This window comes from Acinetobacter sp. YH12117 (genome assembly GCF_013418865.1).
Lineage (GTDB): Bacteria > Pseudomonadota > Gammaproteobacteria > Pseudomonadales > Moraxellaceae > Acinetobacter > Acinetobacter indicus.
The window spans coordinates 60,561-83,539 of sequence record NZ_VPBF01000007.1 but is presented as its reverse complement, the minus strand read 5'-3'; the positions used below and the strand labels follow the sequence as shown (position 1 = coordinate 83,539).

General features: G+C 48.6%; 22 protein-coding genes. 15 read left to right on the top strand and 7 right to left on the bottom strand.

Going from position 1 to position 22,979, the window contains the following annotated elements; translation table 11 throughout:
* Window positions 1-147: 147 nt before the first annotated feature.
* From FTU55_RS04480 to paaZ, 3 genes are all read right to left on the bottom strand, one after another.
* Complete coding sequence (locus FTU55_RS04480; RefSeq protein WP_005177343.1) at window positions 148-642, bottom strand: Dps family protein; 495 nt, start codon at window positions 640-642, stop codon at window positions 148-150.
* Between the two features lie 267 nt (window positions 643-909).
* Window positions 910-2,334, bottom strand: coding sequence for an MFS transporter (locus FTU55_RS04475; protein ID WP_180046295.1), 1,425 nt, complete (start codon window positions 2,332-2,334; stop codon window positions 910-912).
* Window positions 2,335-2,534: 200 nt separating this feature from the next.
* The gene (gene paaZ, locus FTU55_RS04470; RefSeq protein WP_180046293.1) at window positions 2,535-4,652 is read right to left on the bottom strand and encodes a phenylacetic acid degradation bifunctional protein PaaZ; all 2,118 of its coding nucleotides are present in this window, start codon (window positions 4,650-4,652) and stop codon (window positions 2,535-2,537) included.
* A 261-nt stretch (window positions 4,653-4,913) separates the two neighbouring features.
* Here paaZ and paaA point away from each other — a divergent pair, with 261 nt between their 5' ends.
* The 12 genes from paaA (at window position 4,914) to FTU55_RS04410 (ending at window position 15,976) form a co-directional block, all read left to right on the top strand.
* Entirely contained in the window at window positions 4,914-5,858 is a 945-nt protein-coding gene (paaA, locus tag FTU55_RS04465) for a 1,2-phenylacetyl-CoA epoxidase subunit PaaA (protein WP_168407118.1), read from the top strand.
* Window positions 5,859-5,894: 36 nt separating this feature from the next.
* Window positions 5,895-6,185 carry a 1,2-phenylacetyl-CoA epoxidase subunit PaaB gene (gene paaB, locus FTU55_RS04460; protein WP_005177351.1) on the top strand — a complete coding sequence of 97 codons (291 nt, stop codon included), beginning with the start codon at window positions 5,895-5,897 and terminating at the stop codon, window positions 6,183-6,185.
* 11 nt (window positions 6,186-6,196) lie between these two features.
* Window positions 6,197-6,952 (top strand): 1,2-phenylacetyl-CoA epoxidase subunit PaaC, encoded by a 756-nt coding sequence (gene paaC / locus FTU55_RS04455; RefSeq protein WP_104494837.1) that lies wholly within the window; start codon window positions 6,197-6,199, stop codon window positions 6,950-6,952.
* A 28-nt stretch (window positions 6,953-6,980) separates the two neighbouring features.
* Window positions 6,981-7,481: a 1,2-phenylacetyl-CoA epoxidase subunit PaaD gene (gene paaD / locus FTU55_RS04450; RefSeq protein ID WP_016658268.1), complete on the top strand. Its 501-nt coding sequence runs from the start codon at window positions 6,981-6,983 to the stop codon at window positions 7,479-7,481.
* A 39-nt stretch (window positions 7,482-7,520) separates the two neighbouring features.
* Complete coding sequence (paaE, locus tag FTU55_RS04445; protein WP_180046291.1) at window positions 7,521-8,579, top strand: 1,2-phenylacetyl-CoA epoxidase subunit PaaE; 1,059 nt, start codon at window positions 7,521-7,523, stop codon at window positions 8,577-8,579.
* A gap of 24 nt (window positions 8,580-8,603) precedes the next feature.
* A complete protein-coding gene (locus FTU55_RS04440) occupies window positions 8,604-9,374 on the top strand; it encodes an enoyl-CoA hydratase-related protein (protein ID WP_168381342.1) in 771 nt (256 codons plus the stop codon).
* Window positions 9,374-10,165, top strand: a complete 792-nt coding sequence (paaG, locus tag FTU55_RS04435; protein WP_160241378.1) for a 2-(1,2-epoxy-1,2-dihydrophenyl)acetyl-CoA isomerase PaaG — start codon at window positions 9,374-9,376, stop codon at window positions 10,163-10,165. The genes FTU55_RS04440 and paaG overlap by 1 nt, the downstream gene beginning before the upstream one ends.
* Before the next feature lie 2 nt (window positions 10,166-10,167).
* Entirely contained in the window at window positions 10,168-11,721 is a 1,554-nt protein-coding gene (locus FTU55_RS04430; protein ID WP_180046289.1) for a 3-hydroxyacyl-CoA dehydrogenase, read from the top strand.
* Window positions 11,722-11,735: 14 nt separating this feature from the next.
* The gene (gene pcaF, locus FTU55_RS04425) at window positions 11,736-12,962 is read left to right on the top strand and encodes a 3-oxoadipyl-CoA thiolase (RefSeq protein ID WP_168405969.1); all 1,227 of its coding nucleotides are present in this window, start codon (window positions 11,736-11,738) and stop codon (window positions 12,960-12,962) included.
* Between the two features lie 43 nt (window positions 12,963-13,005).
* A complete protein-coding gene (gene paaK, locus FTU55_RS04420) occupies window positions 13,006-14,298 on the top strand; it encodes a phenylacetate--CoA ligase PaaK (protein ID WP_005177377.1) in 1,293 nt (430 codons plus the stop codon).
* Between the two features lie 60 nt (window positions 14,299-14,358).
* Window positions 14,359-15,306 (top strand): phenylacetic acid degradation operon negative regulatory protein PaaX, encoded by a 948-nt coding sequence (gene paaX, locus FTU55_RS04415; RefSeq protein WP_005177380.1) that lies wholly within the window; start codon window positions 14,359-14,361, stop codon window positions 15,304-15,306.
* A 70-nt stretch (window positions 15,307-15,376) separates the two neighbouring features.
* Window positions 15,377-15,976 (top strand): hypothetical protein, encoded by a 600-nt coding sequence (locus tag FTU55_RS04410; RefSeq protein WP_005177381.1) that lies wholly within the window; start codon window positions 15,377-15,379, stop codon window positions 15,974-15,976.
* Between the two features lie 107 nt (window positions 15,977-16,083).
* On the opposite strand, the gene FTU55_RS04405 is transcribed toward FTU55_RS04410, so the two are convergent.
* Window positions 16,084-17,718, bottom strand: coding sequence for a long-chain-fatty-acid--CoA ligase (locus FTU55_RS04405; protein WP_005177382.1), 1,635 nt, complete (start codon window positions 17,716-17,718; stop codon window positions 16,084-16,086).
* A gap of 658 nt (window positions 17,719-18,376) precedes the next feature.
* Between FTU55_RS04405 and FTU55_RS04400 the strand changes: the two genes are divergently transcribed.
* Window positions 18,377-18,586, top strand: coding sequence for a hypothetical protein (locus FTU55_RS04400; RefSeq protein ID WP_180046287.1), 210 nt, complete (start codon window positions 18,377-18,379; stop codon window positions 18,584-18,586).
* Between the two features lie 42 nt (window positions 18,587-18,628).
* On the opposite strand, the gene bioB is transcribed toward FTU55_RS04400, so the two are convergent.
* The 3 genes from bioB to queG all read right to left on the bottom strand — a co-directional run bounded on the left by bioB (window position 18,629) and on the right by queG (window position 21,186).
* Window positions 18,629-19,630: a biotin synthase BioB gene (gene bioB / locus FTU55_RS04395; RefSeq protein WP_016658258.1), complete on the bottom strand. Its 1,002-nt coding sequence runs from the start codon at window positions 19,628-19,630 to the stop codon at window positions 18,629-18,631.
* A gap of 143 nt (window positions 19,631-19,773) precedes the next feature.
* Window positions 19,774-19,989: a hypothetical protein gene (locus FTU55_RS04390; protein WP_016658257.1), complete on the bottom strand. Its 216-nt coding sequence runs from the start codon at window positions 19,987-19,989 to the stop codon at window positions 19,774-19,776.
* A gap of 120 nt (window positions 19,990-20,109) precedes the next feature.
* A complete protein-coding gene (gene queG / locus FTU55_RS04385; RefSeq protein WP_180046301.1) occupies window positions 20,110-21,186 on the bottom strand; it encodes a tRNA epoxyqueuosine(34) reductase QueG in 1,077 nt (358 codons plus the stop codon).
* A gap of 41 nt (window positions 21,187-21,227) precedes the next feature.
* Between queG and FTU55_RS04380 the strand changes: the two genes are divergently transcribed.
* Both FTU55_RS04380 and FTU55_RS04375 read left to right on the top strand, forming a co-directional pair.
* Window positions 21,228-22,685 carry an NAD(P)H-hydrate dehydratase gene (locus FTU55_RS04380; RefSeq protein ID WP_168408253.1) on the top strand — a complete coding sequence of 486 codons (1,458 nt, stop codon included), beginning with the start codon at window positions 21,228-21,230 and terminating at the stop codon, window positions 22,683-22,685.
* Window positions 22,686-22,688: 3 nt separating this feature from the next.
* Complete coding sequence (locus FTU55_RS04375) at window positions 22,689-22,964, top strand: acylphosphatase (protein WP_005177399.1); 276 nt, start codon at window positions 22,689-22,691, stop codon at window positions 22,962-22,964.
* Window positions 22,965-22,979: the final 15 nt, after the last annotated feature.

The window sequence follows — 22,979 nt, the reverse complement described above, 5'->3', positions numbered from 1 at the left end:
CGGGTATGGATACGACCCCATACAGGCAGCTTAGAAAATTCGCCAAAGCAATCAGCGCCTCTTCACCACGTTCACTGCCATGTAGGCAGTTTCTAAAAATCACCCAAATAAAACCGGAGCATCTCCCCGGTTTTATTCTTCATCTATTTATTCTTCTAACAGGCTTCTTAACATCCAGGCAGTTTTTTCATGGACTTCCAATCGTTGGGTCAGTACATCCGCAGTTGGCTGGTCATTGGCTTCTTCCACCACATCAAAAATACTGCGTGCGGTCCGTGCAACTGTTTCATGGGCACGAACCAATAACTCCACCATTTCATTGGCTTTTGGCACACCTTCGACTTCTTCAATCGATGCCAGTTTTACAAATTCTTTATAGGTTCCCGGTGCCGGAAAACCTAGTGCCCGAATCCGCTCGGCAATAACATCCAGCGCATTCCATTGCTCGGTATATTGCGTCATAAACATGGTGTGCAGACTGTTAAACTGCGGCCCGGTCACGTTCCAGTGGAAATTATGAGTCATTAAATACAGGGTATAACTGTCGGCCAGAAGTCGGGAAAGCCCTTCGACAATTTTGGCCCGGTTATCTTCAGAAATACCAATATCAATATGCATCGATGCTTTTTTCATTTTCGCCATGAGTCGCTCCCAAAGCTTGTCGTTATAAGGAATCAGATGATCAACATACATGAATGTAGCACAGTTGCTGCTGCAAAAAGATTGCAGATGGTAGTAATACTGTATAAGCATCATCACCAGAAATCAGAGGAATTTTGAAGATGCTGAGAACGCGCAGATCAGGAGATAGAAAAGTGAATTTGAACAGGGAAGATGAGATAGGATGGATGATCTGCCAGAAATAAATGAAGAATGAGGCCGGCTCATTCTTCATCAGGGATGGAGTACTTAGTTCAGTTTTTCATGCTGGATACTGTCACGATAATAGCGACAGCCTTTATACAGCAGGAATACGCCAATCACACCGGCTACTGCATTGACAATAGAAATTGAGTTGCCAACCATCAGCGTGTTTTCAAAATAGTTATCGGTAATTAAAGCCACAGCCGTAGTGCCAACACCCAAGGCAATCAGGTTAGAGATCAGCAGGAATTTGGCAGAAACCTGAGCACGGAGCTGGTTGGGGGTCAGCATTTGTGTTGCGGCAGCCGAGGCTGGGATCGGGAAGGTCGAGAAGAACATCGCCACAAAAATCAGTGCAAACGATAAGTACAGATTATCTACCTGGGTAAACAGCACACTTGGAATAATCAGCGCTGCACAGCCCAAAGCACCGGCACGAATGGCAGCATCGCTATAGCCACGTTTGGAGAAAAAGTCGATGAGCCAGCCGCAGAACAGCGCGCCCGCCGTATTCGCCACCAGAATAATACAGCCCAAGACATAACCGGTCTGACTGGCATCGAGACCAAAATGACGCATGTAATAGGCCGGTGCCCAGCCTAATAGGGAATACAGCATCATGGTGTAGAAAGAGAAGCCAATAAAATGACAGAAGAAGGTTTTCTTGTGCAATTTAATAAAAGCCACCGAGTTTTTAAATGAGGCTTTAACGACTTCACCATCCTGACCGACTTTTACGCCTTTACGGCTGGGTTCACGTACGGTCAGAATCATCACCAGGGCCAATAAAACACCCGGTAAACCGACAATAAAGAAAGTCAGTTGCCAGGTTTTTAATTCACCAATCAGCGGTAGCACCACAAAATCGACTTCTTTTAATAAGCCAATCACGTAGCCGCCAATCAGGAAGGCCAGACCAGAACCAATAAAGGCACCAATCGCATAAACACCTAAAGCACGGCCAAGTTTTTCTTTCGGGAACAGGTCAGCCACAATCGAGTAGAAGGCAGGTGACAGGGCCGCTTCACCGGCGCCGACACTTAAACGTGCTAAAAACATCTGGATGAAGTTTTTACTTAAACCACAAGCCGCTGTGGCCAGACTCCAGAAGGCAATGCCGATGGAAATAATTTTAATCCGGGATTTTTTATCGGCCAGTGCGGCAATTGGCACACCCATAAAGGCATAGAACAGCGAGAAGGCCAGGCCTTGTAATAAGCTGAACTGGGTATCACTGAGCATTAAATCGGCCTTAATTGGCTCAATCATTAAGGACAGAATCTGGCGGTCTACAAAAGACAGGATATAGGCCACCATACAGATAATCACCACATACCACTGATAGGTACTGCTGCTGTCCTGCGAACTAGGCGTGGCCGGCAGGTCAATGGGATGAGCCGCTTCAAACTGTTTGCTTTTGGGTTGAATATTCCTTTCAACCACATCTATCTCTAGAGTTTTATCATTCATTGTGCAACTTCCTGTGCTGAACGTATAAGATAATATGATACGTTTTAAACCTTGTTATTTTCGTTTTGTATCGTCTATCTTCAATTTATTCCTTTCTGCACAGCGGGTCAATCTGTTCTGAATAAAAAGATACATATTTTTAAGTATAAATAAAAAAAGGAATCATAAAGATTCCTTTTCTTGGTTCAATATAGTTCGGCTTAAGCTTCGCCACGTTCTACCAGTGTCAGAATATCGTAGGTGGCGACCAGTTCATTACGCTGGTTTTTCACTTTAATATCCCACACCACCACGCCGTGTGGCTTCTGGCTTGGGTCGCGTTGCTGTTTCGGGGTTTTCTGTTTGCAGGTCAGCTCGACCTGAATGGTATCGCCAATTTTCACCGGCTCGACAAAGCGCAGGTTGTCCATGCCGTAGTTGGCAATCACCGGGCCAGGCGCAGCATCGACAAACAGGCCGGCTGCGGCAGACACTACAAAGTAGCCATGTGCGACACGCTCTTCAAAAAGCGATTCTGCTGCGGCAATCTTGTCCATATGTGCATAGAAATAATCACCGCTCAAGCAGGCAAAGTTCACCAGATCGGCCTCGGTTACGGTACGGCGTGCGGTCAGCAGACGTTCACCAACGCGTAACTCATCAAACGACTTTTTAAATGGATGAACCCGATCTTCAAACACCTGAGCACCGGCGGTCCAGCTATGCCCAATCTGGGTCATGGCATTCGGTGAACCCTGAATTGCGGTGCGTTGCATATAGTGTTTTACCGCGCGCAGGCCGCCCAGTTCTTCACCACCGCCGGCACGACCCGGACCACCATGCACCAGATGCGGCAATGGTGAACCATGACCGGTACTTTCTTTGGCGCTTTCCTCATCCAGTACATGCACACGGCCATGCCACGGGGCAATCTTGGCAATCAGCTGTTCAATATTCTGCTCGCAATCACGCACCACCGAGGCCACCAGACTGCCTTCACCACGTGCCACCAGACCGGCCAGTTGTGCCAGATGATCATATGCCATCAGCGTTACCACCGGACCAAAGGCTTCAATCTGATGCAGGCTGCGGGCCTGTTCAGGCTGTTCACAGACCAGTACAGTTGGTGGATAGAATGCGCCGAGTTCAGGTTGATCAGCCTGAATGTTAAAGTCCTGACGTAAATGGCTACCAAAGACAATTTGGGCTTCCTGGCTTAACTGTTCCACCTTGGCCGCCACGTCCTGTTTCTGTTTGAGGCTGGCTAGCGCACCCATGGTGACCTGATCCAGCTCCGGATTACCGACCACCACTTTTTGCAGCTTGGCAATCAAACGTTCCTGCACGGTCGCTAAAAGTTCACGTGGCACAAAAGCGCGACGAATCGCGGTACATTTCTGGCCGGCTTTGCTGGTCATTTCACGGAAGACTTCACGCACAAACAGGTCAATTGCCGTGTCGCTGGCCTGTTCCGTCAGAATGGCGCTGTTGACGGAATCGGCTTCCATGCTAAATGGAATCGAGTACTGATTCAGGTGCGGATGTGCACGTAATTTCTGGCCGGTTGCCGCAGAACCCGTGAAAGTCACGGTATCTTGTGGATTCAGCTGCTCAAACAGGTCATAAGTCTGGCCGCAAATCAGCTGCAATGCACCTTCTGGTAAATACCCACTGGCATGAATGGCTTTGACCACCGCATGGGTTAGCTCGGCACCTTCGGTCGCCGGTTTAACAATACACGGTACACCGGCCAACAAGGTTGGCGCGATTTTTTCCAGCATGCCCCAGATCGGGAAGTTAAAGGCATTAATATGCACCGCCACGCCTGCTTTCGGGCTTAAAACGTGTTTGGCACCAAAAGAGCCATGCTTGGACAGCGGAATCCAGCTGTCTTCCACCCAGGCGGTTTCATCACTCAGTTCGCGGCGCACCAGACTGGAGTAGGCAAACAGAGTACCAATACCACCTTCGACATCAATCCAAGCATCTTTACGGGTACAGCCGGTGGCTTTGGCCAGTTCATAAAAATCTTCTTTACGTTCCAGCAGATATTGAGCCACCTGTTTTAGTGCATTGGCACGTTGATGAAAAGTCCAGGAAGCAATGGCCGCGCCATGCTGTTTGGCATAGTCGACCACCGCACGGGTATCGAGGCCAAAGCTGCTGACCTGATAAATGGTTTCACCGGTAATGGCATGCTGTACTGGACGGAAATCTTGACTCGCAACAAATTCCTGACCGCATACCAGTGAGCTTAAGGTCTTTAGTGCCGGGCGAACGCTTGAATAATCAATCGCTTGCGATTCCGTCTGCGCTGTCTGGGTGTCTAACTCAAGCATGATATAACTCCTTTTATGATACGTTTTGAGTAATATTTTATTTTTGATGTTTCATAATTTCTGACTTTAACGCGCTTTTGTCAATCATATTTCTGCTCAAATTTTGCAATAAAAAATTTTTTAAAAAACAAAAATATTAAAAAACAATAAATTGAGTTAATTTTGTGAATTATTTTATTTGATACTTAAAAATTAATATTGATTTTTAAAATGTATCGTTTTAATTTTAATACCAGAACACTTGGGATAAGTGAGGATAAAATGACAAATCAACTTCACAGCTTTGAGCAGGCAATTGAAAAGGACATTTCAATTGAACCTAAAAACTGGATGCCAGAGGCTTACCGTAAAACCCTGATTCGCCAGATTGGCCAGCATGCACATTCCGAAGTGGTCGGCATGTTGCCAGAAGGCAACTGGATTACCCGTGCACCTAGCTTAAAACGTAAGGCCGTACTGCTGGCCAAAGTACAGGATGAAGCCGGTCATGCGCTGTATCTGTACAGCGCGGCAGAAACCCTCGGTGCCGACCGTGATGACATGATGGACAAGCTGATTGCCGGTCGCATGAAATATTCATCCATCTTTAACTATCCAACCCTGAGCTGGGCCGATGTAGCCGCGATTGGCTGGCTGGTCGATGGCGCAGCGATTGTGAATCAGGTCGCGCTTTGCCGTACCTCTTATGGTCCGTATGCCCGTGCCATGGTGCGCATCTGTAAAGAAGAAAGTTTCCATCAGCGTCAGGGCTTTGAAGCCATGATGCAACTGGCCAACGGTACGTCAGAACAAAAACAGATGGCGCAAGATGCGGTTAACCGTTTCTGGTGGCCGGCGCTAATGATGTTTGGTCCAAGCGATGACAACTCGCCGAACAGCGCGCAAAGCATGGCCTGGAAAATCAAACGTTTCAGTAATGATGAACTGCGTCAGAAGTTTGTCGATAACACCGTACCGCAAGTGTTGCAGCTTGGCCTGAGCGTGCCAGATCCGGATTTACGTTTTAATCAAGAGACTGGTCACTACGAGTTTGGTGAAATTAACTGGACCGAATTCTTTGATGTGATTGCCGGCAAAGGCCCATGTAACCACGAACGCATTGAAGCACGTCGTAAAGCCTGGGAAGGCGGCAAATGGGTGCGTGATACCGCAGCCGTTTATGCCCAGAAACAACAGACCCAGCAACAACAACAGAAAGTTGCTTAAACAGCTCACATACGGAAATGAAGAAGGAATACGCTCATGGACAATAAAAATCACTGGTCTTTATATGAAGTGTTTGTACGCAGCAAACAGGGTTTAAGCCATCGTCATGTTGGCAGCCTGCGTGCATCTGATGATGAAGTGGCACTGCAAAATGCACGTGATGTTTATACCCGCCGCAATGAAGGGGTGAGCATCTGGGTGGTGAAATCGGAACTGATTACTTCATCTCAACCAGATGAAAAACCGGAATTTTTTGATCCTTCACTGGACAAAGTCTATCGTCACCCGACGTTTTACAATATTCCAGATGGCATTGAGCACATGTAAGGAGCAGTACAATGAATCAAACTGTATTAGCACAATTTCTCCTGCATGTGGGCGATAGCCAGCTGATTTTATCGCACCGTCTGGCCGAGTGGTGTGGCCATGCGCCGGAACTGGAGCTGGACATTGCACTGGCCAATATCGGTCTGGACCTGCTCGGTCAAGCACGTACCGCTTTAAGTCTGGCTGGTGAGATCGAAGGTTTGGGCCGTGATGAAGACAAACTGGCTTATTTCCGCACCGAACGTGAATACCGCAACTTGTTGTTATGCGAACAACCGAATGGTGACTTTGCCCAGACCATGGTACGCCAATGGTTGATGGACCTGTATCACCTGGAGCTGTTTAGCGCTTTAAGCCAGAGCCAGCAGGCCGATGTCGCCGCTTTTGCGGTGAAATCCTTAAAAGAAGTCAAATATCATCTGCGTTTTTCTACCACCTGGATGGAGCGCTTAAGTCTGGGCACCGCCGAAGCGCATGAGAAAACCCAGCAGGGTTTGAACCAGTTATGGCGCTTTAGCGCAGAGCTGTTTGAACAGACCGCAGATGAGCAGCAGCTGGTCGTACAGGGCATTTTGCCAGACTTCGCACCTTTAAAAGCAGCATGGACGGCACAGGTGCAGACCGAACTGCAACGTTTTGGCCTGAGCCTGCCAGATACCGGGGCGTATCGTAGTGGCGCCAAACAGGGTCTGCATACCGAACACCTGGGTTTTATTCTGGCCGAACTGCAATATATGCAACGTTCTTATCCAAATATGGCCTGGTAATTCAGCTTAATCACAGGGAGTGAGTCGCATGAATTTAATTAGACATTGTCTAGATGAATGCTGGGATGCGCTGGCGCAGGTGTCTGATCCGGAAATTCCAGTGCTGTCGGTGCTGGATCTGGGCATGATTCGCGGCGTTGAACTCAACGCGCAAGATGAAATTGTGGTGCGGCTGACCCCGACCTATAGCGGCTGTCCGGCCACCGATCTGCTTAAAGATGAAATCACCGCGGCGTTCCAAAGTAAAGGTCTAACCCCGGTTCAGGTGGTGGTGGATTTATCGGAAGCCTGGACCACCGACTGGATGAGCGAAAGTGGCAAGCAGAAGTTGCAGCAGTACGGCATTGCGCCACCACAAGGCCAGTCACATCAATGTGGCACGCATGTGGCGCTCAGTGATGGCATTCGCTGTCCACACTGTCATAGCCAGCAGACCAAATTATTAAGCGAATTCAGTTCCACAGCCTGCAAAGCCTTATACAAGTGTCAGGACTGTCTTGAACCGTTTGACTATTTCAAATGTATATAAGCATGGCAAGCATCGTCGGCATGCAAGAGGGATTTTCACATGAGCCAATTTATACCTTTAATCATTAAATCAATTCAGCCACAAACCGAACAGGCCATCTGTATTGCCTTTGATCTGGCACCTGAACAGGCCGATTTATTCCAGTATCAGCCAGGGCAACATCTTACCATCCGTCATTTGACCGAGCAGGGTGAAATCCGTCGTTGTTATTCAATTTGCAGTGATCGTGCTGAAGACATGAGCATTGCCATCAAGAAAATTGATCAGGGCCAGTTTTCGACCTGGGCTAATGAACATCTTAAAGCCGGTGATGTATTGGAAGTGATGCCACCACAAGGCGTATTTTTTCAAAAAGCAGCCAAAACTGGCGGCCAGAATTATCTTGGCTTTGCTGCTGGTAGCGGCATTACCCCAATTTTGTCGATTGTGAAATCGGTGCTGAACCATCAGCCGGGTGCGCATTTTACCTTGGTTTATGGTAACCGTTCCTGGAAACAGACCATGTTCTCGGAACAGATCATGGATTTAAAAGACCGTTATAAAGAGCGTCTGCAACTGGTCAATGTTTTCTCGCGTGAACTGAATGACAGCCAGTTACTCAATGGCCGGATTGATGCGGAAAAACTGCAACAGCTGTTTCAGGCCGGTTTAATTCATTCCCAGTTCGATCACTGCTTTGCCTGTGGCCCGGAAGAGATGATGAATGCAGTGGAAACAGTGTTACCAGAACTGGGCATCGAGCGCAGCAAAATTCACACCGAGCGTTTTAATACCGGCACTGCACCGAAAGCCAGCGCGGCACAAATTGAAAGCCGTAGCGAAGAGAAGGTTAATATTATTCTCGATGGCCGTGAGCTGATTGTCGACGTTTCCAAACAGGATGACAGCATTCTCGATGCCGCCTTGCGTGCCGGTGCTGACTTGCCTTATGCCTGTAAAGGCGGGGTCTGTGCGACCTGTAAATGCAAGGTGCTGGAAGGTGAGGTCGAAATGGCCATTAACTACAGCCTGGAAGAAGATGAAGTGGCCAAAGGCTATGTGCTGAGCTGTCAGGCACGTCCGACCAGTGCCAATGTGCGCTTGAGTTTTGACGAATAAGTTGCGGACAGGGAGTGACAAGCCATGGATTATTTAAAAAGCAGTCTGGCTGCGCCGGGTGTGGTGTTAATTGAACTGAATCGCCCGGAAAAGCGCAATGCCCTGAATAATGCCACCTTAAAAGAACTGGCTGATCATCTGCAGCAGCTGGATGCAGATTCCAGTGTAAAAGCCGTGGTGATTACCGGCAATCCGCAGTGTTTTGCTGCCGGGGCAGATTTAAATGAACTAGCGCAACTGGATGTGGTGAGCATCCAGCAGGATCAGCGTCCATTGTTGTGGAAAGGTATTGATGAATTTTCCAAGCCACTGATTATGGCGGTCAATGGTTATGCGCTGGGGGCAGGTTTTGAACTGGCCCTGCATGGCGACATGATCATCACCGGTGAAAATGCCCAGTTTGCACTCCCTGAAATTGGTTTGGGCATGTTGCCAGGCGCCGGGGGTACCCAGCGTTTGGCGCGTCTGGTCGGACAGCAACTGGCGATGCGCTGGGCCATGACCGGGGAGATGGTCTCCGCCAATACCGCCTTGCAACACGGTATTAGTAGTCAGGTCTGTCCAAGCGGCCTTACGGTGCAATATGCGCTGGAACTGGCAACAAAAATTGCAGCGCAGGCACCACTGGCCATCCGTGCCATCAAACAGTCCTTAAAGTCGATTCATGAAGTGACCTTGAGCCAGGGCCTCAAATTAGAACGTCAACATTTTGTCTGGCTGGCCGCGACCCAAGACCGTCAGGAAGGCATTCAGGCATTTTTAGAAAAAAGAAAACCGGAATTTAGAGGTGTGTAATGGATTACCAAACAATTATTGTCGAAGAAAAAAATGCAGTGGGCTATTTGACCTTTAACCGTCCGAAGCAGCTCAACAGTTTTAATGAAACCATGCATCAGGAAGTGTCCAAGGTTATGAAGGCCTGGGCCAAAGACAGCAAGATTCGCGCGGTGGTCATTTCTGCCGAAGGTCGTGGTTTCTGTGCCGGACAGGATTTGAATGACCGCGTGGTCGATCCGAATGCCGATGCACCAGATTTAGGCCTGTCAATTGAAAAATATTACAACCCTTTAATCAAGCTGATTACCGATATGCCCAAACCGGTGCTGTGCGCAGTCAATGGGGTTGCGGCCGGTGCTGGTGCCAATATTGCTTTGGCCTGTGACATTGTACTGGCGGCAAAATCGGCGTCTTTTATTCAGGCTTTCTGCCGTTTAGGTCTGGTTCCGGATTCTGGCGGCACCTGGTTCCTGCCGCGTCTGGTTGGCCGTGCCCAAGCCATGGGGCTGGCCATGCTGGGTGATAAAGTCAGCGCAGAACAGGCGCTGCAACTGGGCATGATCTGGCAGGTGGTAGAAGATGATCAGCTGAAAGCCGAAGCCGAGAAAATGGCCGAGCATTTAGCCAAACAGCCGACCTATGGCCTGTCCTTAATTAAAAAAGCCATTCATGCCGCAGCCGATAATAATCTGGATGAGCAGCTCATTCTGGAACGTGACCTACAGCGTCTGGCCGGCCGTTCAAATGATTATAAAGAAGGCGTCCAAGCCTTTATGCAAAAACGCACACCGCAATATACAGGATGCTAATCATGAAACAACTTTGTTTACAGCAGGCCCGTGTCGCGGTGATTGGCGCCGGCACCATGGGCATTGGTATTGCCCAATTGGCGGCGATGCATGGCCATCCAACCCAGCTGTTTGATGTGGATGTGCAAAAATCTGAGGCTGCTTTGGCACAATTGAAAACACAGCTGGAAAAACGTGTTACGGCCGGGAAAATGACAGCGCAGCTGTTACAGCAAACGCTGGCCAATTTAACGATTGCCAGCGATCTTCAGGCACTGGCGAATGCACAACTGGTGGTCGAAGCCATTGTGGAAAAGAAAGAAGTCAAACAAGCGCTGTTTCAGCAACTGGCAGCACTGTGTCCGGTAGAAACTATTTTTGCCTCTAACACCTCATCCATTTCCATTACCGCCATTGCCGCGGCAATTCCACAGCCTGAGCGTGTGGTCGGACTGCACTTTTTTAATCCGGCACCGGTAATGAAACTGGTAGAAATTATTCGTGGCCTGAAAACCTCAGCCCAGATTGCACAGGCATTGTTCAGCCTGATGCAAAGTTGGAACAAAGTGCCAGTGACGGCCAAATCAACTCCGGGTTTCATTGTCAACCGGGTAGCGCGCCCTTATTATGCCGAAGCTTTTCGTGCCTTACAGGAAAATGTCACCACGCCTGAACAATTGGATTTTATCATGAGTGAATGTGGCCGCTTTGCCATGGGGCCATGTGAACTGACCGACTTAATCGGGCAGGATGTCAATTTTTCCGTGACCCAAAGCGTGTATCAGGAATTCTTTTATGAGCCGCGCTATCGTCCGTCTTTAATCCAGAAAGAACTGGTGGATGCCGGCTGTTTCGGCCGTAAAAGCGGGCAGGGTTTTTATGATTATCGTCAGGCTGAACGTTCACCGGCCTATCGTTTGCCGGCCATGCCGAGCGTTGCACCGGGTGAACTTGAGATTGAGGTCAATGGGAGCTGGTCACATTCTAGCGGCTTGATCTCGCGGATTCAGGCTGCCTCACAGCTGAAAGTGCAGCGTCAGCCACAGGCAGATGAAGAAATTGTACTGGGTGATGTACGCCTGCGTTTAAGCCGCGGTGAATCGGTCGAGCTGGACTATAGCAAGGACAAAGTGGTGCTGATGGACTGGCATGCTGACTGGAATGTGGCACAGGCGTTACCAATCGTGGCATCACCGGCCTGTAACGCAGCCGATATCGCCAAAGTCGAGCAGTTTTTTGCCGCGATTGATCTGATACCAATCTGGACTAAAGATCATGCAGGTCTGTATGTGCTGCGTACCATTTCCATGCTGGTGAATGAAGCCAGTGAAGCAGTGCTGCATGCTATAGCAACCGAACAAGATATTGATTCAGCAATGAAATATGGTGTGAATTATCCGCAAGGTCCATTCCAGTGGGCAGAAAAAATTGGATATAACACTATTTTACAAATTTTGAAAAATATGTATCGTATTTATGGTGAAGAACGCTACCGTTGTAGTATATATTTAAGCAAGAAGGCTGCACAGGAACGTACGCAGTCAGAGCAAGAATTAGAATTTCGCCAAGCAGGCTAAGGAAACCACAGGACATGGAACAGGTATTTATTTGCGATGGAATTCGCACCCCAATTGGCCGTTATGCCGGTGCGCTCAGCAGCATCCGTGCAGATGACCTGGCTGCCTTGCCAATACAGTATTTAAAAGCCCAGCATCCTGAACTGCCTTGGCAAGAGCTGGATGAGGTGATTTTAGGCTGTGCCAATCAGGCTGGTGAAGATAACCGTAATGTGGCGCGTATGGCTGCCTTGCTGGCCGGCATGCCGGACAATGTCGCGGGCATCACCCTAAACCGTCTTTGTGCCTCAGGTTTAGATGCGGTTGCCACAGGCGCGCGTATGATCAAGGCCGGTGAAGCGCGGTTTGTACTGGCCGGTGGGGTTGAGTCCATGAGCCGTGCACCTTTTGTCCAGTCCAAACCGGAAACCGCTTTTAGCCGCACCCCGGAAATTTTTGATACCACCATCGGCTGGCGCTTTATTAACCCGAAATTTAAAGCGCAGTTTGGCGTAGACAGCATGCCGGAAACCGCCGAGAACGTTGCAGAAAAATACCAGATACATCGTGCCGATCAGGACCTGTTTGCCTATCGCAGTCAGCAGAAAACTGCAGTGGCCCAGCAAAACGGGATTCTGGCCGAAGAAATTATGCCGGTTGAAATTAAAGACCGTAAGAAAAACAGCATCATCTTCCAGACCGATGAACATCCACGTGCTGACACCACGCTGGAGGCTTTAGGCAGCCTGAAAACCCCGTTTCGTAAAGAAGGCGGTTCAGTCACCGCCGGTAATGCTTCCGGGGTGAATGATGGCGCTGCCTGTGTCATGCTGGCCAATCAGGCTTTTGTGAATCAACATCAGCTAAAACCTTTAGCCAAAGTCGTGGCCTCGGCCAGTGCCGGTGTTGAAGCCAGATATATGGGTATTGGGCCGGTGCCGGCGGTACGTAAAGTGCTGGCCCTGACCGGGCTGACCCTGGATCAGATGGATGTGATTGAGCTGAACGAGGCCTTTGCCGCACAGGCACTGGCGGTGACCCGTGAACTGGGCTTGCAGGATGATGATGCCCGGGTCAATCCAAATGGTGGCGCGATTGCCTTGGGACATCCACTCGGGATGAGTGGGACGCGTCTGGTGATTACCGCCATGAAAGAATTAAAACGTCGTCAAGGGAAATATGCACTGTGCACCATGTGTGTCGGTGTGGGCCAAGGCGTGGCCATGATTATCGAAAATGTGGATGAGGACACATCCAAGTAAAAAATACAGCACTCAATCAGGATGATTGAAAAGGAGTAATAAGATGAATAACAATGCAATGGAAAAAATCGAAACTGTTTCAATCGATGAGTTACGTAGCATCCAGCTGCAACGCATGAAAAAAACGCTGCAGCATGCCTACCAGAACAGCCCGGTGTATCAAAAGAAGTTTGATGAAGCAGGGGTCCATCCTGATGATTTCAACACTTTGGAAGATCTGGCCAAATTCCCGTTTACCACCAAACAAGATTTACGTGACAACTATCCGTTTGGCATGTTTGCCGTGCCACAGGAACAGATTGTGCGTGTGCATGCCTCATCAGGCACCACCGGCCAGCCGACCGTGGTCGGGTATACCCAGCAGGATATTCAGACCTGGTCAGATGTGGTAGCACGTTCCTTACGTGCAGCCGGTTTAAGTGCCAAAGATACCATTCAGGTGTCCTATGGTTATGGTCTGTTTACCGGCGGTTTGGGTGCGCATTATGGCGTAGAGCGTTTGGGTGCCACGGTTATTCCAATGTCGGGTGGCCAAACCGAGCGTCAGGCGCAGCTGATTCATGACTTTAAGCCCACCGCTTTAATGGTTACGCCATCTTACTGCCTGAATATTATTGAAGCGCTGGAAAAGAAATTTGGCACAGCCAAAGACTGTTCTATCCGTACCGGTATTTTTGGTGCCGAGCCGTGGACCAATGAAATGCGCAAGGAAATTGAAGAGCGCTTGGGCATTGATGCACTGGATATTTACGGCCTGTCTGAAGTAATGGGGCCGGGTGTAGCAATGGAATGTCTGGAAAGCAAAGACGGCCCAACCATCTGGGAAGATCATTTCTATCCGGAAATTATTAATCCGGAAACCGGTGAAGTCCTGCCAGATGGTGAACTGGGCGAGCTGGTCTTTACCACCATCACCAAAGAAGGCATGCCAGTGATCCGTTACCGTACCCGTGACCTGACCCGTCTGTTACCTGGCACGGCACGCACCATGCGTCGTATGGACAAAATCGTTGGACGCAGCGATGATATGATGATTATCCGCGGTGTGAACGTGTTCCCGTCACAAATTGAAGAGCAGATTCTGCATATTCCGCAGCTGATTCCGAATTATCAGATTCATATTTGTAAACAGGGACACCTCGACACATTGCATATTCAGGCAGAAATGCGTAAAGATACCAATGATGTTATGGCGCACCAGTTGGCCGGGCAGTTAAAAGCCCAGATTAAAACCATGGTGGGCATTAGCGTGACGGTGGATGTGTTGCCGGAAGGTAGTCTGCCACGCTCAGAAGGTAAGGCGCAGCGGGTATTTGATATCCGAAAGTCTGCATAGGTTCAGTGGGCGATTGACTGCGGTCAATTGCCCTCACAAACAGGGTGTGAATACATCGCAATGAATCCAAAACTAAAACAAAGTATTGATGATTTTATTCAGCATGAAGCCTTAAGTGGCACATCGCTGATTATGACCGTATTTGGTGACTGTATTTTTCATCGCGGTGGGATTATCAGTCTGGCCAGCCTGATCCAGCTGATGGATGTGTTTGGCCTGAATGAACGTTCGGTACGTACCGCCGTATTTCGTCTGGTACAAAACGGCTGGTTGGTATCGGAAAAAATTGGCCGCACCAGTTATTACCGTATTACCGAAAACAGCCGTCAGCGTTTTATTATGGCGGACCAGAAAATTTACAGCTTCCAGCACAAGGAATGGGATCAGAAATGGGATCTGGTACTGCTCAGTTCGGTCGAGCTGGAAAATAAAGCCATTTTAAAGAAAGAACTGGAATGGCTCGGTTTTGCCAATATTGCCACCAACGTGATGGCTTATCCGGGTTGTGATCATCTGAAACTGCAAAATCTGCTACTGAATCTGCAAATGACCGATCAGGTGGTGATCTTTAAAGCCGAAACCTTGCAGTTATGGCAGGAGTCGTATCCAACCATCAAACGCATGGTGGCAACCAACTGGCCGGTGCCTGAACTGCATCAGCGTTATGAAAAATTCATGGGTGATTTCCGTGAATTTCTGAATCTGGTTGATGCCGAAGATGAACTGGACCCGGTACAGGCCTTCCAGATCCGGATTTTGCTGATTCATCAGTATCGCCGGATTTTGCTGAAAGATCCGAACCTGCCGTTTGAGCTGCTGCCATCGGACTGGTTATCGCTGAATGCACGCAACTTAAGTAGCAACCTGTATCAGCGTGTGGTCAGTGCCGGAGAAGAATTCTTTATGGAACTGGCGCGCACGTCGGAAGGTTCAATGCCACCGGCGCATCCGCAATTCTTCAAGCGTTTTGGCGGTATTAAAATAGAAGAACCCAGCTCATTGGCTTGAGCTTATTCATAGAGCTTCCTTGCCTCGTGGTGGGGAAGCATCTACTCCGCTTATTTTAAAGGAATAAAATATGCCGTGTTACTCCATTGATGGTGTGATTCCTGTGGTGCATCCGCAGGCTTATGTGCATCCAACTGCTGTACTTATTGGTGATGTGATTATTGAAGCCGGGGCTTATATTGGCCCATTTGCTGCCTTACGTGCCGACTTTGGCCGGATTCATATTCAGCAGAATGCCAATGTGCAGGATTCCTGTACCGTGCATGGTTTTCCGGACAGCGTGACGCTGGTAGAAGAATATGGCCATATCGGACATGGGGCAATTTTGCATGGCTGCATCATTCGCAAAAATGTACTGGTTGGCATGAACAGCGTGATTCTGGATGAAGCGGAAATTGGTGAAAATACCATTATTGGCGCCAATAGTACCGTAAAAGCCAAAGCCCAGATTCCGGCCAATGTCCTGGCACTTGGCAGTCCGGCTAAGGTGGTGCGGCCACTGGAAGACAAGGAAATTGCCTGGAAACGTCATGGCACCCAGCAATATATTGAACTGACTGCACGCTGTCTGCAGAGCATGCACGAGGTCGAGCCATTGCCTGAACAAACTGCCTCACGCCGTACCTATCGCGATTTTTCCGCCGAGCATGTGATTAAAAAACAGGCTTAAGTGAATATAAAAACCTGTGATCTTTAGGTATATCGCATTGTTGATCCCATAAAAAAGCGCTGAATCTATCAGCGCTTTTTCTATCTTATCTCTACATAGACCAATATTTACACGGGCGCTTCCATCAGCACCTGACCATATTGTTCGCGTAAATCTTTTTTCAGCATTTTGCCGGTCCCACTGAGTGGAATACTGTCAACAAAAATAACCTTATCGGGAATCTGCCATTTGGCCACCTTATCGGCATAATAATCCAGTAGTTCGCTTTCGGTAATCTGGCTGTCCGGCACTTTCATGGCAATCACTACCGGACGTTCATCCCATTTTGGATGGCTGGCGGCAATCACTGCGGCCATGGCAATTTCCGGATGGCACATGGCCAGATTTTCCAGTTCTACCGATGAAATCCATTCACCACCCGATTTAATCAGGTCTTTAGAACGGTCACTAATGTGCAGGAAACCATCACTGTTCAGGCTGGCAATATCACCGGTATCGAACCAGCCATCACTGGTCAGGGCAGATTCCTCTTTGCCAAAGTAACGCTCAATAATCCAGTGGCCTTTAATCTGTAAATTGCCGGTGGTCTGGCCATCACGTGGCAGCAAGTCGGTGCCTTTTTCTGCCGAAGCCAGACGTAAATCTACCCCAAATGGTGGACGACCTTGAGACAGTCGTAACTGGGTTTTCTCCTCCGGGCTGAGCAGTTCATGCTTGGCTTTGAGCTGGTTGGCAGAACCCAGCGGACTGGTTTCAGTCATGCCCCAGGCATGAATGGTGTCGCAGTTATACTGCTCTTTAAAGGTTTTCAGCATCGCTGGCGGGCAGGCCGAGCCACCGACCACATTGCGGTTCATGCTTTCCAGCGTGCTGCCAGACTGTTTGGCTGCGGCCAGTAAACCTTGCCAGATGGTTGGCACACCCAAGGCCACCGTCACTTTATAATTATCAATTAGCTGTACCAGACTGGCACCATCCAGCCCTGGTCCCGGCAACACCAGGGTTGAGCCAACCATCGCCGCAGCATATGGCGTGCCCCAGGCATTGACATGGAACATCGGCACTACCGGCAGCATTACATCTTTGGCCGATAAATTCAGGGAGTCGGGCAGGCTGATGCCATAACTGTGCAGCAAGGTGGAACGGTGGCTGTAGAGCACGCCTTTTGGATTACCGGTGGTGCCTGAGGTGTAGCACAGGGAACTGGCCATATTCTCATCCAGTTCTGGCCAGTCAAATGTCTTGGACTGGGCGGCAATCAAATCATCATAAAACTGAACTTCAGGCAATTTTTCCCGGACCGCATCATCCGGTGCATCCAGACAGATAAAATGCTCCACCTGCGGCAAATGCTGTTTTACCCCGACAATTAGCGGCAGGAAGGTTTTATCAAAAATCACCACCCGGTCTTGAGCATCATTAATAATAAAAATCAGCTGTTCAGGAAACAGACGCGGGTTAATGGTGTGGCAGACCAGACCACTCCCGGAAATCGCATACCAGCTTTCCAGGTGACGATGATTGTTCCAGGCAATGGTCGCCACACGGTCACTCTGCTCTAACCCTAAGGCTTGCAGGGCATTGGCAAAGCGTTTGGCATTCTCTGCCACAGCGGCCCAGTCAGTGCTGCTCATGCTGCCATCGGTATTTTTTGAAATGATGGGTGTATCGCCATGATAGCGTGCTGCATGTTCAATCAGCGAGCTAATCAATAACGGTTGATACATCATACGTCCAAGCATGTTGATATCCTTATTCCATTTTTTTGTTGTTTAAATAATGTCTTGTTTCTTGACTACTTTTCCGAGGCATCATTGCCGAAAAAGGCTGTTTTTTTCATCCTAAACACTTGCGTGACGAAATCAAGAGGGGATTACAAAAAATCTGTTTTGTGCAGACTTAAACCGAAAAATGCGCTAGCTATTTGAATATAGAGTAAAAGCTTCAATAATTATGATGAATGACGTTCAAAAGAAGTCCTTGAAATAACACTTGATCTTTTTAAAAAATGTGTTAAAAAATGAGTATAACCAATTTTGGTTATGCTTGTTTCAGGATGAAATAAGCGGCAAGAAGCTGAATGAAAAAATAATCAAAAATAGGAGTGTTAGGATGCTTCAATTATTAAAAAACTTTTTCTGCTTACATATTTATGAATATGAGCAAATGGAGGAAATTGGTGCGCATATTGAGTGTCGTAAGTGTGGGGCCAATAAATCATAGAGGGGATCAAACCAGATTCAAAAAAGAAGTGGGCTAGACTCACTTCTTTTTGTTTATACACTGCATCAACATTCGCGCAGGCTCATCTCAGCCGTTAAATAAATCTCATTCCAAGCTGCTTTATTTACTGCCGTTTCAGGCTAAAATCCTGACATCTCTCTATAACTGAATATGCACATGGCCAAAAATTTTAATGCCCCAACCTATATTGTAGATGATCAGCTCAGCGATACCTTGGCCTGGCTGTGTCAGCATCAGGACTGTTTTGATGCTTTTCATTTTGATGTCATCCAGCAGGAACTCACGGTTTATCATGCCAATGGTGCCGATCTGATTAAACCGGGTATGTATCTGAATGCCAATTATGGCCTGTTAATTACCTCATAAAAAAAGCCCATCCAGAAGATGGGCTTTTTCGTGTGATGCGGATTAAACCGCCATCGCATCTACCGACAGTTCCTGAACGGTCGGTTTGGCTTTTTCCGCCACCAGTCCCAGTTTCTGGAACAGTTGACGGTCTTTACCTTCACCGGCATTTGGGGTGGTTAGCAGCTTTTCACCCGAGAACAGCGAGTTGGCACCAGCCATAAAAGCCAGGGCCTGATCTGAATCGGATAAAGATTCACGACCGGCAGACAGACGGATATAACTGGTTGGCATGATAATTCGCGCCACGGCAATGGTACGAATCCATTCGGTGACATCGAGTTTTTCTACATCGGCCAGTGGCGTCCCTTCAATTGGGACCAGCATATTAATCGGTACAGATTCCGGATGAATCGGCAAGGTGGCCAGTTCATGTAACAGGCCAATCCGATCCTGGGTATCTTCACCTAAACCGACAATACCGCCGCTACAGACTTTCATGCCGGCATTACGCACATGCTCCAAGGTATTTAAACGGTCATCGAAGCTGCGGGTACTAATAATGTTGGCATAGTATTCGCGTGAAGTATCGAGGTTATGGTTGTAATAATCCAGGCCAGCATCTTTCAGACGTTCTGCCTGAGACTGGTTCAGCATACCCAGCGTCATACAGGTTTCCAGACCCAGCGCTTTTACTTCACGCACCATTTCCAGTACATAAGGCATATCGCGTTCATGCGGATTGCGCCACGCTGCGCCCATACAAAAACGTGAAGAACCTGATTCCAGCGCTTCCTTGGCTTCCTGAATCACTTTTTCAACGGCAATACGTTTTTCAGCTTCCAGCTGTGAATCATAATGAGCCGATTGAGAGCAGTATTTGCAGTCTTCCGGGCATTTACCGGTTTTAATCGAGAGTAAAGTACTCACCTGAATGGTATTGGCAGCAAAATGCTCACGATGTACACGCTGCGCCTCAAAAACCAAATCTAAAAACGGTTGCTGATAAAGTGCCTCAATTTCTTCACGAGACCAATCATTACGTACCGGACGCATACTGCTCATAAGTCTGTCCCTAATTATCCATATTTTGCATACTGTATATTAAGCAAAAGCGGCAGGCGCTTCATTAGCAAAATATGACGCAATCCAAAAACAAAGTCCACCTGAAGTGGACTTTGTTGAGCGAGGGAACATGAACTTCAGCATTATTCACGATGATTGCCGTGCATGTTCTGGTTTTGCAGATCGGCACGGTGCTGTTTATTCAGCATCCGGTCATCCTGTTCATGCTGGTTGTTTTTAGGGCTATCAATAGGCCCTTGGGGTTGCTGCTGTTGCTGTTTTAAATGTTCAGTTTGCTGTTCAAGTTGCTGCTTTTGCTGTTGTTTCTGCTGCTGTTGGTTTTTATGATGCGTTTGCATAATAAATTCCTCCTGATGACAACATCTTTTCTGTTTGATTCCTCTATTGAGCCACAATTCAGCACCACGCGCTGTAGGGCTTGTGTGGGGATCTGTGAGCTCAGGTAAAGAAATGAAAAATTATGCAGATTTGGTCAACTGCTCCTGAATGGCCCAGTCGATATGCACATTCACCACCTCATCATGCAGCGTTTTGGCCTGTTGTAGCTGGGCAATAATATTTGCGGAATAAGGCGCATTGCCCAGACCAATCGCAATATTGCGTTTAAAACTCTGATAACCGGTCCGTCTGAGTGGACTGCCTTCGGTGCAGGCCAGGAAGGTGGCTTCATCCCATTGCCAGAGTTCCAGCAGGCTCATCCGGTCTAGCCCATGACGCGGGGCAAAATCATCCAGCGGAGTCAGCTGGGCAAAACTGTTCCAGGGGCAAATTAACTGGCAGTCATCACAGCCAAAAACCCGGTTGCCAATCGGCCGGCGCAAATCTTCAGGAATAATTCCCTTATATTCAATGGTTAAATAGGCAATACATTTACCAGCATCCAGCACGTAGGGCTCGACAATGGCTTTGGTCGGGCAGATGTCGATACAGGCGCTACAGGAACCGCAGTGCGCCGTGGCCGGTTCATCAAACGGCAACTCAAGCGAGCTAAACAGCTCACCTAATACAAAGAATGAGCCGGATTTTTTATGAATCAGCAGGGTATGTTTACCGGTCCAGCCCATGCCGGCACTTTCGGCCAGCGATTTTTCAAAGATGGGGGCTGAATCGGCAAAAGGGCGCGATTCAAAATCACCGATTTTGTCCCGAATCAGGCTGGCCAGAGTTTTAAGACGACCGCGCATGACTTTATGATAATCGCGGCCGCGGGCATAACGCGCAATAATGGCGCTATTGGGTGCATCTGGCACGTGTCGTGGCGCAGGCCGATCGACCAGATAATTCATGCGCACACAAATAATGCTTTTGGTGCCCGGCACCAGTAAGGCCGGGTTGGCACGTTTCTCCAGATTTTCGCCCAGAAAATGCATATCTGCCTGATAACCTTGCGCTAAATAGGCTTCCAAACGGGGTAATTCTGCTTGAGCATCGGGCCGGGCAATGACACAATCAGCAAAGCCCAGTGCTAAAGCCTGCGCTTTAATCCATGCTTTTAACTGGACGGGATCAAGTTGATTGACCGGAATATTTTGCATGGCAGGTGATGAGTTCATAATGACAAAACAAGGGAAAAACAATGCATCCACAAGTTTATCATAGCCGTGATATTCAAGCATGGGAGCAGCGCTGGTTTGCTCGGCAAAACTCGTCTTATGGCCTGATGCAGCAGGTGGCCTGGTCCATTGCCCAGCGCGTTATTCCCGTTTTACAGCAACATAAATATCAGACAGTGGCGGTTTGCTGCGGGCAGGGCAATAATGCCGGAGATGGCTATCTGCTAGCCAAATATTTACAGCAGGCTGGTTTTCAGGTACATATTTATGCGGCTGAATTGGGTTCTTCGCCTGATTTGCAGCAGGCTGAACGCGAGGCCCGAGTGGCTGGCCTAGATATTCAATCTGGCTTTCAGTTTCAGCAGTCTTATGAGGTCTATATCGATGCGCTGTTTGGGATTGGCCTGAATCGTGAACTGAGCGTTGAGTGGCAACAGATTATTCATCAGATGAATCAGCAACACGGCTTGAAAGTCGCAATTGATATTCCAAGTGGCTTGGAGGCCAATTGCGGTCAGCCTTTACCTTGCGCAATTCAGGCCGATTTGACCTATAGCGTATTGGGTTTAAAAGCTGGACTCTTTACCGGTAAGGGCAAAGCCTACGCCGGACAGGTGGAAGTGATTGCTGCCATTCCTCCCGATGCCGAATTACATGCCATCGCCCAATTGGTACCCACCCAGATTCAGCTGCCACCACGACAGGCTTTTGGTCATAAAGGCAGTTATGGGCATGTGCTAGTGGTCGGCGGTCATGCTGATATGGGTGGCGCGGTAATAATGGCGGCGGAAGCGGCGTTTGCGGCTGGCTGTGGCAAAGTAACCGTGGTCTGTGATGCCAAACATCATACCGCCATTTTAAGTCGCGCTCCGAATATCATGCTGCGCGATATTAACACTCTGCAGGATGATGCCATTGAACAGCTGCTACAGCAGGTCGATGCCATCTGTTTTGGTATGGGACTTGGACGTGATGACTGGGCTGCCCGTCAATATGCACTATGGTTGCCGAAACTGTTACAGGCTGAACTGGAACGGGTACTCGATGCAGATGCCTTATGGTTTCTGGCCGCACATCCGCAGCAGTTACCTGAAGGTAGTTATTTAACGCCACATCCGGGTGAGGCGGCGAAACTTTTAGGCCTAACGACAATGGAGGTTGAGCAGAACCGTTTACAGGCCATTCAGGAATTACAGGCTCGTTATGGCGGCCAGTGGGTGCTTAAAGGCGCGGGCAGCTTGATTCTGGAAGATCAGCTCTGGCTATGTACTGCCGGCAATGCCGGGATGGGCACGGGCGGCATGGGTGATGTTCTGTCCGGCATGATCGCCAGTTTAAAAGCACAATATCATACTGAACTCAGTTTACATGAGATTGTCACTTTACATGCGCAAGCTGGAGATGTACTGGCGGAATCCGGTATGCGCGGACTTCAGGCACAGCAGATGAATCAGGCCATTTATCAGGTCGTGAACAGGTGAGAGATGCAAGCACTTAAAATTATTATTCAGGGAAATGTGCAGGGCGTGGGGTATCGCCGCTGGTTTGAACAGCAGGCGCAAGAACTGCAGCTAACCGGCTATGTCAAAAATCTGGACAATGGTGATGTCGAAGCAGAAATTATTGGCGAGGAAATGCAGATTCAGGAAATTCTGAAACGCAGTCTGGTTGGACCATTGCGGGCACAGGTCACTAAAATTGAGCGCATCCCGTTTGATCCGGCAGAACGTGAATACACCCATTTCCAGATGATCCGTTAAGTAGAAACTCCCGAT